Annotated in this window: 13 protein-coding genes; 6 read left to right on the top strand and 7 right to left on the bottom strand. The window is 45.5% G+C overall.

Annotated elements, in window-relative coordinates; translation table 11 throughout:
- Positions 1-8 precede the first annotated feature (8 nt).
- The 6 genes from D0X99_RS16150 to D0X99_RS16125 are packed head-to-tail and all read right to left on the bottom strand — an operon-like array spanning position 9 to position 5,470.
- Entirely contained in the window at positions 9-995 is a 987-nt protein-coding gene (locus D0X99_RS16150; RefSeq protein ID WP_119478895.1) for a phosphotransferase, read from the bottom strand.
- Positions 996-998: 3 nt separating this feature from the next.
- A complete protein-coding gene (locus D0X99_RS16145) occupies positions 999-1,919 on the bottom strand; it encodes a nucleoside hydrolase (RefSeq protein ID WP_119478894.1) in 921 nt (306 codons plus the stop codon).
- A gap of 1 nt (position 1,920) precedes the next feature.
- Positions 1,921-2,652 carry an ABC transporter ATP-binding protein gene (locus D0X99_RS16140; protein WP_119478893.1) on the bottom strand — a complete coding sequence of 244 codons (732 nt, stop codon included), beginning with the start codon at positions 2,650-2,652 and terminating at the stop codon, positions 1,921-1,923.
- The gene (locus tag D0X99_RS16135; RefSeq protein ID WP_119478892.1) at positions 2,652-3,422 is read right to left on the bottom strand and encodes an ABC transporter permease; all 771 of its coding nucleotides are present in this window, start codon (positions 3,420-3,422) and stop codon (positions 2,652-2,654) included. Before D0X99_RS16135 ends, D0X99_RS16140 begins: the two co-directional genes overlap by 1 nt.
- Positions 3,415-4,263, bottom strand: coding sequence for an ABC transporter permease subunit (locus tag D0X99_RS16130; protein WP_119478891.1), 849 nt, complete (start codon positions 4,261-4,263; stop codon positions 3,415-3,417). The genes D0X99_RS16135 and D0X99_RS16130 overlap by 8 nt, the downstream gene beginning before the upstream one ends.
- The gene (locus D0X99_RS16125) at positions 4,253-5,470 is read right to left on the bottom strand and encodes an ABC transporter substrate-binding protein (protein WP_119478890.1); all 1,218 of its coding nucleotides are present in this window, start codon (positions 5,468-5,470) and stop codon (positions 4,253-4,255) included. The genes D0X99_RS16130 and D0X99_RS16125 overlap by 11 nt, the downstream gene beginning before the upstream one ends.
- Before the next feature lie 814 nt (positions 5,471-6,284).
- Between D0X99_RS16125 and D0X99_RS16120 the strand changes: the two genes are divergently transcribed.
- The 6 genes from D0X99_RS16120 to D0X99_RS16095 all read left to right on the top strand — a co-directional run bounded on the left by D0X99_RS16120 (position 6,285) and on the right by D0X99_RS16095 (position 13,053).
- Entirely contained in the window at positions 6,285-6,743 is a 459-nt protein-coding gene (locus D0X99_RS16120; RefSeq protein WP_233553743.1) for a GbsR/MarR family transcriptional regulator, read from the top strand.
- 71 nt (positions 6,744-6,814) lie between these two features.
- Complete coding sequence (locus tag D0X99_RS16115) at positions 6,815-8,179, top strand: TolC family protein (RefSeq protein ID WP_233553742.1); 1,365 nt, start codon at positions 6,815-6,817, stop codon at positions 8,177-8,179.
- 20 nt (positions 8,180-8,199) lie between these two features.
- Positions 8,200-9,249 carry an efflux RND transporter periplasmic adaptor subunit gene (locus D0X99_RS16110; protein ID WP_119478888.1) on the top strand — a complete coding sequence of 350 codons (1,050 nt, stop codon included), beginning with the start codon at positions 8,200-8,202 and terminating at the stop codon, positions 9,247-9,249.
- Between the two features lies 1 nt (position 9,250).
- The gene (locus D0X99_RS16105; RefSeq protein ID WP_119478887.1) at positions 9,251-12,409 is read left to right on the top strand and encodes an efflux RND transporter permease subunit; all 3,159 of its coding nucleotides are present in this window, start codon (positions 9,251-9,253) and stop codon (positions 12,407-12,409) included.
- Positions 12,410-12,422: 13 nt separating this feature from the next.
- Positions 12,423-12,809, top strand: coding sequence for a hypothetical protein (locus D0X99_RS16100; RefSeq protein WP_119478886.1), 387 nt, complete (start codon positions 12,423-12,425; stop codon positions 12,807-12,809).
- Between the two features lie 19 nt (positions 12,810-12,828).
- Complete coding sequence (locus tag D0X99_RS16095) at positions 12,829-13,053, top strand: acyl carrier protein (protein WP_119479024.1); 225 nt, start codon at positions 12,829-12,831, stop codon at positions 13,051-13,053.
- Positions 13,054-13,249: 196 nt separating this feature from the next.
- Here D0X99_RS16095 and D0X99_RS16090 read toward each other — a convergent pair.
- Positions 13,250-14,153: PorP/SprF family type IX secretion system membrane protein (locus D0X99_RS16090; RefSeq protein ID WP_147392242.1), on the bottom strand; the 904-nt coding region annotated here is incomplete at its 5' end.

Raw genomic sequence — 14,153 nt, 5'->3', positions numbered from 1 at the left:
TTAGCGATTTACGAAGTCAAAGTCCAGGTGGCTTGATCCATCAGTGAAATTCTTTCCTCCAGACTCAGCGTGAGCGGTAATTGGGCAAGTCCTATCAAGCGTCGGAGTACCTCCACCGCTGCAAAACTTTGGGCCAAGCCTTCGTCCAGAGGAGACTTTTGACGATAATAGGCCAAGGCAAAATCCTGAGCAGCTTCGGATTGTGCACTTAACTTCAAGTGGGCCAGCATCACGCCCAGTTCAAATTCCCGAGGACCAAAAAAACAAAACTCGGGATCAATGATCCGAATCCCCCGGGGAGTCTGAAGCCAGCTTCCCGGAAAATAATCTCCATGAAGCAGGCAAGGGCCATCTGCCAAATACTGTTCTCCCAATGCTTTTACCCGATGCTTCAGTTGAGAATTTTGGCGCACAGGAGCCGCACTCTTCTCCAATCCGGGCAGGATCTGATCGAGATCCATGCCGTTTTCATTGACAAAGGGATAATGAAAAATATGCTCGTGATTGAGCGTTCGCATCGCTCGATTGGTGATGCGCTCCGCTTTGGGAAGGGCTTCAAAGGAATCGTGTAAGACAAGGGCAAAATCCAGCAACTCGCTCACATCTTTTGTTGAAAGTTGCTTGTTTCCGGCATACATCCCCGTAAAATCCGAACCCACTCCCAGGTCTTCCAGCTGAAGAACAGACTGTTCCTGATCTATTGCCAAAAGTTGGGGCGTGCGGGCTGCCAATTCTGGAATACGGGCAGTAAGCCCATAAAATTCTCCCTCTCGCAACACCCGGTCAGCCGGAGCGGGCACTTGGGGATATTTCTCCACATAGGGTCGACTTTGCTTGAGGATAAAGGACCGTCGGTTGGTCTTGACCCGAATCGTGAAATTCATATTTCCTGCGCCGGGAACTTCGGTTTGCTGAACCTCTTCCTCAGGGAAAAGCCAGTTTTTTTCAACAAGAAATTGCTGGACTGAAATGGGGTCTAATGAAAGGCTAAACATGGGTCATTGGAAGGTTTGAAGGAGACGCTGATGATAGTCCGGAACCACATCGTAACAATACTTAACCGGATACTGCCCAACATCCCGACAAAGCAAATAGGATTTGAACTGTCTTCTGGGATTATCCAGCAGGGTATCGTCGAGGTGGATTTCCAGAGAGGCAAGCCGGGGTTCGGAGATAATGTCATCCGGAGCGATCAGGTAGTGAGAGGCCAACACATCAAAAGGATTGAATCCTGTGGCTCCCTGCTCGATCCATTGTCCAAGCCATGGACGGGATTCCGAGGCCAGCCATTGCGTGGCGGGATCCAATTGATCCATATTTTTAAGGTCCTCCTCCGTAATCCAGACCTTGCTGGAGATTTCAAATGGGCAAAGTGTGATCGGAACTTTGGCCTCAAACATAATCCGGAAGGCGTCATTGTCCAGGTCAAAATTGAGGTCTTGAGCCCTTCTGCCCTGATTGCCGATGGAGAAGTAATCGGTCTCTTTTCTTCGTCCTGCAACGAGGACCACTTCCAATATTTGGCCGGCAAGTTCGGGATAACGAAGTAAAAGCAAGCCCACATTGGTAGCCGGGCCAATGGCCATGATGTGCATTTTTTCCTTTTTAAGGGCGGCCGCCAGGGCTTCCACCGCATCATTGGTCTGCACATTAGCCAGCTGAATGGCTTCTCCAGCCCCTTTGAATACGCCATATTTTCCACCTGCAAAGTCACGGTTCATCTGCTCGCAAAGCATAAAGGCATTGTCAATGGTGGTATTCCCAAACACCGCGCTGATGCCTGTGATTTCGATTTGGTCGGATTTCATCAACTGCAAAACGGCATATCCATCGTCCACATCACAATAACCCGGACGGCGGTGTCTGATCATGCCAACTGACAGATCGGTGTCGATCCATACTTTTTTCTTTGGGTTCATATCAATAGTTAGGTTTTAACAAGGATTCCCAAAACTCGATTTCCGATCGGACTCCGGTCAGAGGATCGAGTAAAAAATCCTGTTTATCAAGGTAAACTTGAAGACTTCCTTTTTTCATCAGCCCGATATCATCGCCCATCAAGATCGCCTCCTTGAGGTCATGAGTGACAAAAAGCGAGGTAATTCCATAGAGAGCGGTCAGCTCTTTAAACAACTCCTGCATCCGCTGACGAGTCCCTACATCCAGACTTCCAAAGGGCTCGTCGAGGAGCAAAAGTCGTGGATTAGTGATGATCGCCCGGCCAAAAGACACCCGCTGACGCTGACCACCGGAGAGCTGATGGGGCATCTTGTCCCCTTGCCCTTGCAGTTCGAGTCGCTGGATCATCAGGTCCACCTGCTCCTTGATGTCGGAGGCAGGAATTTTTTGGAGTTTTAGTCCAAAACCGATATTTCCCCGGACAGTCAGATGAGGAAAAAGCAGGTCCTCCTGATAGAGGTAGACTATTTTTCGCTCGGCGGGAGTTTTGCCGGTCATGTCCTCCCCATTCACCCGGATACTTCCCTGATCGGCAGTTTCCAGACCGGCAATCAGCTTGAGCAAGGTAGTCTTGCCACAGCCCGACTTCCCCAAAATGCTCAGGGTGCGGTATTGATCCAAAGAAAGGGAAAGCCGGTCTACGATCAAGTCATTTTGGAAGGATTTTGAGAGCTGTTTGATTTCAAGAAACATCAGACCAGGCGGTTATAGACAAATCGTTTATTCAAATACAACAGGAGAACAGGAGGCCAGACCAAGAAGCAACAGGCAATGGCTCCGTAGTAGAAATTGGCTTCCTTGATATATAAAAAGACTTTGACTGTTAATGTTTGAACTTTTCCCACTCCCACCAGTGCCGTGAGCCCGTATTCAAACCAGGAAATCAAAAAAGTCTGAAAAAAGCAGACCAGAATCATCCCTTTGGCCAAAGGTAAAATCACCTGGACAAATGCCTGTCGGGATGAGCCTCCCAAAGTGAGCACCAGTTGTTCAAACTGTCTCGTGCGATGATTCCAAAACGCCTGAAAAAAGATGACCGAATAGGGAAATGCGACCAAATACTGCCCCAAAACCACGCCTTGCCAAGTGCCCGAAAGACCGGATTTGAGGAAAAAGAAGTTCAGGCAAGCGGCCAATACAACCGGAGAAAGCATGTAGGGAAAATAAGCTAAGACTAACCAGGTTTCCTTCTGGGAATGGTAGGCGATGGATTTGCTCCAGATAAATCCTGTACCCGTACCCAAGGTCGCAACGAGCAAAGAAATGCCTAAGGAAGAAATGAAACTAAGGCCCATTCCGGATTCGGAGTTCAGGATTTCTTTCCAGTTTTTCAGACCGAAATAGCCGGGCAAAACCTCCGGAAAAAACCATTCTCCCGAAAATGACAGCAGCACCAAATAGGTAAATGGAAAAAGAATCCCCAGTCCCAAAACCAACAGCGCCAAATACTTGAGCTTATTCATGAACCTGAACCTCCTTTCTTCGGAAAACCAGCAAAGCCGCGATGGCAATGACTACCGTGTAGGCTACTGCCACCACATATCCCTCCGGGATTAATTTCAGATCAAACTGCTTCAATTCCCGGATGATCAACACGGAAAGCATTTGGGGAGACTCCTGCCCGAGGACCAGGGGAATCTCATACGAGCCCAACAGGAAAATGAAATACAAAATCATGATCCGCTTGGTTTTGGAAAAGAGGATGGGTAAAGTCACCTGCCAAAATACCTGATTGCCACGGGCCCCCAGGGAATAAGCCAAGGTGGATAGCTCTGCTATGCGTTCGTTTTGATACACATTTGAAAAAAGAATCACGAAAAACGGAGAAACGATCAGGACGAAAGTCAGGATAATTCCAATCCCATAGCTGTCATTGATCCAATCCGGAAACTCCTGCAGCCTGTCAATCCAGCCGAGTTTCATGGAAATACGGGAGAAAAATCCGGCTTTGGAAAGGAGCTGTATTGACAAAAAACTGGCTACCATACCGGGAATCGCCAAGGGGAAGTACATCAGCAGACTCCAAAACCGATGTTGCAGGGAGGTCCGCAGCCCCATACTGATCAGTAAAGCCAAGATCACCGAGAGCGATACCCCGGTACCGGCCAACAAGGCACTGTAAAGAAAAGAACCCAAAAGCTCACCGGACTGAATCACCTGCTGCCAGTGGGTAAGACTTACCCCTTCGCTCAAAATCCCAACGATACCCAGACTGTACAGCAGGGCATAAACCAGTGCCGCTGCAAAGGGTAAGAGTCCCAGCAGGAAGAAAAAAAGAAGTCCAAATGCGGATTTACTTTTCAATGACGTATTTTCTAAAATCTTCAAATAAGCGAAGCATGTACTCCGGAGCAGGTTCTTGGATGGAATGGGGTTCTAAGGATTGCATAGTTGGTCCATATTGCCGCTTTGTAGCCTGCTCAAATTTTTGTCTCCACTCCTCTGGCAAACGATTAATCTCCAGCACGGTATTGGAATTCATGCCCTTCACATCCATCTTGACCAGTTGAGCTTCGGGGGAAAGCATGAAATTAATGACCTGAAGAGCCCCTGCCCGATTGGGGGAATTGTAGGTGATCCCAAGGTAGTTGGAATTGTGAACGGTTCCGTTTTTCCAGGCATAGCCTCGGGTGGAGGTAGGAAAAAGTCCCTGAAGCACCTTGTCTTCGATCCCCCCTTCATTGAACCCATAGGAAATCAGCAATTCTCCAGAGGCGAACATTTGGTCCATCTTGGTATGCTCCCGAGGGAAAGTTTCTCCGTTTTTCCAGAAATACGGCTTATGGGCATTGATCCAATCCCAAAGTTGGGCGGAGAGCGTCTGGTATTTTTGTTCGTCAAAGGGCCCGTTGAGGCTACCCGGTGAGCCTCCGAGTTCGGCAAGCATGGATTTGAGCATGCTCATTCCGCTGAAATCGTTGGAAATGGTAAAGGTCCCGGGCTGGATTTTTACAAACCGGCTGAGCTCATCGAGCGTCCGGGGTGGACTCGGAAGCTTGATGCTATCATAGACCAATGCAAATTGGGTGTTGCCCCAGGGGGCCTCCATTCCATTGATAGGCTGTTGAAAATCTATTCCAATATAGGGATCTTCAAAATCGATGTATCGCGCATTTGGCAGCTGTTCCGCAAAAGGCCCCCAAAGCCCATCGATCTGTCTGAGCTGAAAAAAAGTCTCCCCATTGATCCAAACGATATCTACCTGTCCTGAACTCACTCCCGCTTGCTTTTCTCCCATGAGCAGTTGGACGATTTCGGGTCCTTGGCCTCCGGAAATTTTCAGATCGATGCCGAATCGCTTTTTGACTTCAGGAATCAGGAAGGAATTGATGTATTTATTGACTGCAGGTGAACCCTGCCACATCATAAAATGAACGGTGGTATTGCGGCTAAGGCTATCGATTGAATTCCAGTCTGAGAGGTAGATTTGATCAGAAGATTTTTGCTCAGAGCAACCAGTATAAAACAAAACTAGGGTAAAAATCAGGTAAAGGAACGCGAAACGCTTCATTGGGAAAGTAACTAGTTAGGAATGTTTTTTTATAAGGAAATTGAGGTGGAAAAAGCCCTTGGATTTATAAACAGAAATTAATTCATCCAATCTATTTACGAGTAGAAGAAAAAAATTGGATTGAAGAAGGAAACCATCAAATGAGAAATCATTCAAAACCGCCTCTCATTTCTGGAAATTTGATCATGATTTATGAATTAAACGAATTCAGCTCTGATTAAGAAGAAAAGAGTTCCAGACTGGTTAAAATCCAAGGTTACAGGAAGGAATTATTCAAGAGTGATTTAGCAAAATTCAATCAGAAATCTGTTGGAAAAACTTGGTTGTTCACTTCCTATTTCAAAGTTCATCAGGATTAAGGATTTACTTTTTCAGGTTTTCAGCAGTTGATTTCAACCTTAAAAAAGTTTAAAATTTTTGAATATTACCATGTGAACAAACTGGAGCTACTGGGGTCAATAAGGAATGGGAAAGGATAAAGATAGTTCGACTGATTTAGTGTACCAAGAAATTTTACTTTGTGAGCAATTTGCAAAAAACCTAGGAGAACCAAAGTGAAAGAGATATCTAAATTTGGTTTATACGAATCCTAATTTATTGGGCTTTTTTAAGCACTTTGTTGTTGATATTCAAGAAAAAGGACTTTTTCAAATAAAAAAATCAAAAGCATCTTACCCGATTAAAATTGACTAGTTTCAATCCAACGTTTTAATCCTGAAAATATTATCCAAAAAAAGTTTGTTCTTTATTTGGAGAACCAACAGAACCAAATTACTTTTGATCCGTTCTTAATTCTGACTAACCATAAACCCAAATGCTGAACGAAAATAAATTGGAGTTGATTGAACGAATCGGAGTGTTTCATGAACAGCGTGGAATGCAGCCCCTCATGGGACGGATCGTAGGATTACTTCTGGTTTTGGATGAAGCTGAGGCCACATTTGATGAGATTGTGGATTATTTGAATGTAAGCAAGAGTGCAGTCAGCAATGCGTTGAATATCCTTCAGCTTCAAAATCACATCGCCTACAAAACCAAACATGGGGAGCGAAAAAGGTACTTCTACATAACTATGGACAGGTGGGAAGAAGCATTGGAGAAAGAGCTTTGTGATATTTCCGAAATCAGCACCTTCATGAAGGACGTTCTAAAGGTAAGAGGAGATGTAAAGCCGGAATTTAATCATCACATCCAAAATCTGTGCAGCTTCATGGAGTTTCTCAAAAACAAGATCCCTTCCCTTTTTAATGAATTCAAGAAATCCAAGGCTTAAAAAAATTTGCATATTAAGTTCTGTTTTTACAGAACAAATAGAATTAACTACCTAAACCAATTATTACTAATATGTTCAGAATTTATGTTTTTAGTTTCATGATGTTTTTTTCCTTTCCTGGACTAGGTCAGGCAAAACAGGAGAATCCCAGTCCCTCAGACACTCTTGACCTGAAGGCCTGCCTGAATCTTGGATTGGAAAACAGTCGAAGCATCAAAAAAGCTTTGATGGATGAAGAATCAGCCAAATTTTACCGCAATGAGGTAAAGGCCGGTGGGCTTCCGCAAATTTCCGCTTATGGGAATTACAACAATTTCATTGATGTTTTTCCTCAGGCTGTTCCAGGAGGTTTGTTCGGTCCAGGAGATGCGGATGATGTTGCAGTGATCGCGCTAGGTGTACCTCAATCCTTAAAAGCCGGTGTAACAGTTAACCAGCTCATTTTCAACAGCTCCTACTTAATCGGATTGAAAGCCGCCAGGACTTCAGAAGAGTTTTACAAAACCCTTTCTCTGCAGACCGAAGAACAGGTCATCTATGACATCGCGATGAATTACCTCGGGGTAACCCAAATGGAATTACAGCGGGAAAATCTCCGGGCCAATGTGGATCAGTTGAAAGGATTGGAGCGGATACTGGAAGCTCAAGTGGCCAATGACCTGGTGCGAAAAGTTGACCTAAACAGAGTGAAGGTGAATTTATCCACTTTGGAAAGCGAAATGGAAAATCTTGAAACTGAGATTTTCAGAGGACTAAGCTATCTCAAACTGATCATGGGAATTCCGGTGGACACACCCATTGAACTGAAAAAATCAGAAGTAAACCCGGAGACGATCGCCAATTTCCAGATGACCGATTTAGATCCTGAAAGTCGAACAGATATTCAAGTTTTGGATATTCAGAAGACCTTGTATGACTACGAGTATAAAAACATTAAGGCGACCAACCATCCGAGTTTGGTCGGATTTGCAGATTTCAACCGAAACTCCTTCTCAAACAACTTTGACTTTTTGAGTGAAAGCAAAGTTTGGTACCAAGGCTCCCTGATTGGTCTGAAACTCCAGGTCCCCATTTTTGATGGCTTTGCGGTTAAATCACGGGCAGCACAATCCAAAATCCGCCAACAGCAATTGTTGGAAGACCGAGCTCAGGCTTTGGATGCGGCCCAAATGGAATATAACAACGCGACTAAAAAGTATTTCAATGCCCTTCAAACGCTCAGGGCAAATGAGGCAAACCTCAAACTTGCAGAAGATGTGCTTAAAGAAACGGCTTTACTATACCGGGAAGGCTTAAGCCCCCTGACGGATCTGCTTGAAGCCGAATCCACACAAAGGCAAGCAAGAGCAAATTTCAACAATCAACTTGTTCAGGTTAGGATTGCCCAGTTGGAAATCCTGAAATCCACAGGTCAAATCACAAGAATTACAAGCTAAACCAACCCATTCTTTTACACATGAAAAAGTTACTCATCATCCTATTGTTAGTTGTTTCTGTTGGAGCAGTGGCCTTCACCCTGTATTCCAATAAGGCAGAAATGGAGGCAGCAACTGAGACTGCCATGAAATCCAGTGAATATGTACCGGTAACGGTTGAAAAGGTGCAATCAAAACTGATGGATCTGAGCTTCGAATCCAACGGGATATTTGAAGCACATCAAGAGCTCACCCTCATGGCGGAAACAGGGGGTGCAGTGGTGAAAATCCATAAGCGAAAAGGAGACTTTGTGCGTGCCGGGGAATTAATCCTTCAAATTGACGATCGGTTAATCCAGTCCGAATTAACCATTGCCAGACTCAATTTGGATCAGGCCAAAAAAGACCTCCAGCGTTTTACCAATCTGATGGAAACGGACGCAGTGACCAAAAAGCAATACGAGGATACTGACAGGGCATTTAAAATAGCAGAAGCCCAGCTACAGGCCATCCAAAAGCGAGCTGAGGATACCCAAATCAAAGCCCCCATTTCCGGCTACATCAATGAGGATTTTTACGAGCCGGGAACGCTGGTCAGTCCAGGTATGCCATTGGCAGAACTGATTAACAAAAATCCTTTAAAATTAAACCTTCAAGTCTCTGAGCGGGAAGTGGCTACAGTGAACTTGGGTCAGAAAGTTCCGGTTCAGGTGAACGCGCTTCCCAATGTGACCCAGGAAGGTGTGGTCACATTTATTTCAGACAAGGCGGACGGGTCGTTTAAATATGAGGTGATTTTGGAACTCAAAAATCCGTCTTCGGAAATCAAACCCGGGATGTTTGGCACAGCGACCTTTGCCAGCACTGATACGGCAAACCGACTATTGATCAACAGGAAATCTCTTGTTGGCGGATTGAAAAATCCCGGTGTATTTACCATTGAAAACGGACTGGCTGTCTATCGATCTGTTCAGGTCCAGCCAATCAATGAGTCTTTGGTTGAAGTCACGGAGGGGCTCACCGAGGGAGATGAAATCATCGCCTCCGGCCTGATCAATGTGAAAGAAGGTATCTCTGTAAAAGCCCAATAAGATGCAGATTACCAAACTTTCGATCAAAAGACCGACCCTGGTAGTCGTAGTCTTTACCGTGCTCACCCTGTTGGGATTGTTTTCATATTCCCAGCTTTCCTATGAGCTTTTGCCCAAGTTTGCTTCCAATATTGTGACCATCTCCACGGTTTACCCAGGAGCTGCGCCGGCTGAGGTGGAAAATTCCGTGACTAAGAAAATTGAGGACGCGATCGCATCACTTGAAGGAATCAAATCCATTCAGTCTACCTCCTTGGAAAATATTTCGATTGTCACGGTAGAACTTACAGATAAAGTGGATGTGGATGCCTCCATTCAGGACGCACAGAGAAAAATTAATGCAATCCTGGGTGATTTACCCAAAGAAGTAGAACCACCAAGTCTGGGAAAGTTTGACCTCGGTGATTTGCCAATCATGCAGATGGCCGTAAATTCCAACCTGGAGTCGGCAGAATTTTACGACTTGGTAAAAAACCGGATCCAGCCTGCATTGTCCAAGATTCAAGGCGTTGCCCAAGTAAATATTCTTGGGGGAAACGAACGTGAAATCAAGGTAAATCTGGACCGAAATAAAATGGATGCCTATGGAATATCTCCCCTGGCAGTGGCACAGGTCATCGGTACCGGTAATCTGGATTTTCCGACAGGAAGATTAAAAAATGACGAAGGTCAGGTCTTGATCCGACTGGCAGGAAAGTTTTCCAGCCTCAAAGAAATCGAGGAATTGGTGGTGGCTTATCGGGAAAATCAAGCACCCATTAAACTCAAAGAGATTGCCGAGGTGCAGGACGACTTCAAAGATGCCAGCATCATCAACCGACTCAACGGAAACGATGCCATCGGTCTGACGATCCAAAAACAATCCGACGCCAACGCAGTGGAGGTAGCTCAGATCGTGGAAAAAACGCTTCATGAACTGGAGAGTTCCTATGTTGCCGAAGGCCTTAATTTCCAGGTATCACAGGACAGTTCGGAGTTTACACTTGAAGCTGCGAATGACGTGATCAAAGATTTGCTACTTGCCGTTTTGCTGGTAGCCTTGATCATGTTACTGTTTCTTCACAGTATCCGAAATGCTGTCATTGTCATGGTAGCGGTTCCGGTTTCGATCATTGCAACATTCACCATCATGTTTTTGGCAGGGTTTACCCTGAACCTGATGAGTTTACTGGCGCTTTCTCTTGTGGTTGGTATCCTGGTTGATGATGCGATTGTGGTCATTGAAAACGTCTACCGACACTTGGAAATGGGCAAAAACATCATGCAGGCTTCCTATGACGGGATCCGGGAAATCGGTGGAACGGTCGTTTCGATCACGTTGGTGATCGTCGTGGTATTCGTTCCACTGACCTTGACCGGAGGACTAATTTCAGGGATTTTAACCCAGTTTAGTATTACGGTAGCTGCGGCGACACTGATCAGTTTGCTGGTAGCATTCACCCTGATTCCTCTCCTAACTTCCCGCTTTTCCAAGTTAGAGCATTTGAATCCAAACACCTTCTTGGGGAAAGTCATTTCTGGTTTTGAAAAGGCAATTGACAGCTTTGTTGATTGGATTATCGGGATTTTAAAATGGAGTTTTGCCCATAAGGCCATCACACTTGGGTTGACCCTGGTGTTGTTTGTTTCCTCTTTTATGCTGGTAGGATTTGGCTTTATCGGAAGTGAGTTTGTATCCGAAGGTGACCGTGGAGAATTCATCGTCAGGATCGAGCTTCCTAAAGATGCCACCATAGAACAAACCAATTTTCAAACTCAGGAAGTTGAGAAATACCTGAGATCAAGGCCGGAAGTAACCGAAGTCTTTACCACGGTAGGTATTACCAGTGGTTCTATTTCCGGATCTCAGTCAGTACCCTATACCTCGGAGGTATCAGTAAAGTTGGTTCCGAAAGAGAATCGAAACTTGACTGGGCCTGAATATGCCAGAGAAGTGGAGCGTTACCTGGAAGAGAATTTAATCGGTGCAGAATATACTGCCGTTCCGATATCGATCCTGGGAACTGCCAATGATGCGCCTATTCAGGTGATCGTTTCCGGCCCGGACAAAGACAGTCTGAAATATGCTTCCGATAAAATCATTGCAGCGATGATGAACATCAGAGGCATCCGAAAAATCGAAAGTTCTCTGGAAGAAGGTAACCCTGAAATCAAGGTAGAAGTGGATCGGGACAAAATGAATGAACTTGGTCTTTCTCTGGACGCAGTAGGTGGTACCATGCAAGTCGCTTTCAACGGGAACGATGATTCCAAATACCGGGATGGGGAATTTGAGTATGACATACTGGTCAAACTGAATGAATTTGACCGAAAATCCTTGTCAGATGTGGAAAGTATCACCTTTACCAACACCCGGGGAGAGCTGATCAAACTCAAGCAATTTGCTGCCGTGACTCAATCCGAAGGACCAACCAAGTTGGAGCGCCGGGACCGAATTTCTTCTGTATCGATCAAATCACAGGTTGCAGGTGTTCCTGCGGGTACGGTGGGTGCAGAGTTAACTGCCCAGATAGCGGCTATGGATCTGCCAGATCAAGTTCAGATTGCCTATGAGGGTGACATGAAAAATCAAAGTGAGGGATTCGGGAGTTTGGGAATCGCCCTGTTGGCTTCCATTCTTATGATCTACCTGATTATGGTTGCTCTTTATGATTCATACGTCTATCCATTGGTGGTGATGTTTTCTTTGCCGCTTGCGATTATCGGTTCCTTCCTTGCTTTGGCTTTGACCAAAGGCACGTTGAGTATTTTCTCCATCATGGGTTTGATCATGCTGATGGGCTTGGTTGCCAAAAACGCCATTCTCCTGGTCGATTTTACCAATCAGTTGAAAGCTGCTGGGGTGGAAGTCAAATCCGCCTTGGAAAAAGCCGTAAAAATCCGGTTTCGTCCGATTTTGATGACCACTCTTGCCATGGTTTTTGGGATGATGCCAATTGCCTTGGCAGGTGGAGCTGGTGCCGAGTGGAAAAACGGTCTCGCCTGGGTAATCATTGGAGGGTTAATTTCTTCCATGTTTTTGACACTGATTGTGGTTCCCGTGATCTACTACCTCTTTGACCGAATTCTGGAAAAGTTCGGAAAAAACAAGAAGAAGGAGATTATCCTGGAAGACACTCCGATCAGTGAATTTGAATCTGAGGCTGCTGCTTACGTCTGACCCATTTTGGTTGATGATGAAGACTAAGCACGGGCTCGAATTCTCCAAACTGGGGATTCGGGCCCTGGCCTTATTCCAGCTTTATCTAGCCTATCTGGTTTTGATTGGAGCAGGGTTTGGGCTTGAAACATTGGAGTTTACGCTAAAAGCAGCAGGGGCTCTAGTGCTTGTTTTTCTGACTTATCTACTTTGGATAGGTTCGGGAGCTGAAGAACTTAAGGTTCGCATTCAGGTGGCATTGGGTTGTATAGGTGTGGGTTTGTTACCCCTGTTGGCCAATTTAACTGAGCTAATCCTGGGTAATTGGACCCTAAAGGAATGGATCCTTTTAGGCTATTTCCTGACGGGCTTAGGAGCTATTTTGGAGATTTACGGAAAGGATTTGAGAGAAAAAAAATAAAGGGATGAAATTGAAAGGGATGAATATATCGAAAAAACTAGTCCGGGTTTTTGAATCTTATGGAATAAACCTGAAGGGAAAACAAGGAAACATGCATCTGAAAAATGATCTCCACATGGATGAGATTTTTATCAACGGTTTGATCTTTGAGCTGGAGTATGTGTCAAAAAAGAATCTGGAAAAAGAATTTAACGAGTTTGAGCTAAGGCCTATTAGACTGATTGAAGAATTTAGCTCTCAATAACTAGTCACAGGTTGTTTGATTACCCATCCGGATTGACTGTTCAATCCGGATTTTTTTAGGCTCTCACAGAATTTAACAGAAAACTAGAGTGACTGGGAGAGTTTCATTCGAATGACTTTTACAACTCATTGATTTACAGTTGTCTTATCTTTAGTAAATGCTAAATGGTGGAATTAAGAATGTGATCTCAACTTGTCTACCAAATAATCACCTCATCCCTGGTTCTCCGCTCATTCGGACGAAACAGGTTCAGTGCCAGTGTAAACTCATGGATTCCTCCGGGTAAGAGGTAGCTTTCCGCCATAGGAAATTCATACACATAGCCGATGCGAAGCTTTCCGGTGATAAATCCCAACTGGACATTGGTCGCATAATCCACCCGGTGACCCATCCCCAACCAAAAACGGTCCATCATCAGGAGCTTCAGGTTGAACTCCATGATATCCGGAAGATCTTTTCGAGACCTGAAAAATCCGTTGGCCGCAATGGCCAGATTCTCATTCAAGGCTTCCCGATATCCAGCCTGAATCATCTGCTCTGCCGGATACCCGTCCATGAACTCGTCCCCACTTTGAATCCCCCCCCCGTTGACCCGATGGATGCCATAGCTCACGTAGTAGTTGGCATGTGTCAGGGCCATGCCAATGTTGAAGTCAATAACGTTCATGTTGCTGAAGGTGCCGATGTATTGGCCAATCGTTGGATCGTTGGCTTCTTCCGTCGTCAGGGCATTTCCATCCAGCCGGATGCTTTGATAGCTTACTCCGGTGCCCAAACGCAGGTTGTGATTCTCGGTTAGGCGTACCCTGGCCGCATAGTTGACGGTCAGTTCATTCTCCCTGAATGCCCCGTAATTATCCTGAAGCAGGTTCACCGAAAGGGCATTTTTCCCCATCAGGGCCGGATCCACCTCTCCCGAGAGTTCCCCGAAGTCAAGTTCAGCCGACACAAAATAGGTCTTTGGAGCGCCTTCGATTCCTCCCCACTGATTGCGGACCATTCCTCTCACCACGCTTCCTTCATATCCGGTAAGTGCGGGATTAAAATACCCCTGAAAATGGGAAAACTGACTGAAGAATTTCCGGGACTGGGCCTGGAGA

This window comes from Algoriphagus lacus, assembly GCF_003583985.1.
Taxonomy (GTDB): Bacteria; Bacteroidota; Bacteroidia; order Cytophagales; family Cyclobacteriaceae; genus Algoriphagus; species Algoriphagus lacus.
This window is presented reverse-complemented; position numbering and strand designations above follow the sequence as displayed.

Excerpts from the sequence above, each read along its gene's own strand:
- D0X99_RS16150 (WP_119478895.1), bottom strand. The coding sequence starts at position 995 with ATGTTTAGCCTTTCATTAGACCCCATTTCAGTCCAGCAATTTCTTGTT.
- D0X99_RS16145 (WP_119478894.1), bottom strand. The coding sequence starts at position 1,919 with ATGAACCCAAAGAAAAAAGTATGGATCGACACCGATCTGTCAGTTGGC.
- D0X99_RS16140 (WP_119478893.1), bottom strand. The coding sequence starts at position 2,652 with ATGTTTCTTGAAATCAAACAGCTCTCAAAATCCTTCCAAAATGACTTG.
- D0X99_RS16135 (WP_119478892.1), bottom strand. The coding sequence starts at position 3,422 with ATGAATAAGCTCAAGTATTTGGCGCTGTTGGTTTTGGGACTGGGGATT.
- D0X99_RS16125 (WP_119478890.1), bottom strand. The coding sequence starts at position 5,470 with ATGAAGCGTTTCGCGTTCCTTTACCTGATTTTTACCCTAGTTTTGTTT.
- D0X99_RS16120 (WP_233553743.1), top strand. The coding sequence starts at position 6,285 with ATGCTGAACGAAAATAAATTGGAGTTGATTGAACGAATCGGAGTGTTT.
- D0X99_RS16115 (WP_233553742.1), top strand. The coding sequence starts at position 6,815 with ATGTTCAGAATTTATGTTTTTAGTTTCATGATGTTTTTTTCCTTTCCT.
- D0X99_RS16110 (WP_119478888.1), top strand. The coding sequence starts at position 8,200 with ATGAAAAAGTTACTCATCATCCTATTGTTAGTTGTTTCTGTTGGAGCA.
- D0X99_RS16105 (WP_119478887.1), top strand. The coding sequence starts at position 9,251 with ATGCAGATTACCAAACTTTCGATCAAAAGACCGACCCTGGTAGTCGTA.
- D0X99_RS16100 (WP_119478886.1), top strand. The coding sequence starts at position 12,423 with ATGATGAAGACTAAGCACGGGCTCGAATTCTCCAAACTGGGGATTCGG.
- D0X99_RS16095 (WP_119479024.1), top strand. The coding sequence starts at position 12,829 with ATGAATATATCGAAAAAACTAGTCCGGGTTTTTGAATCTTATGGAATA.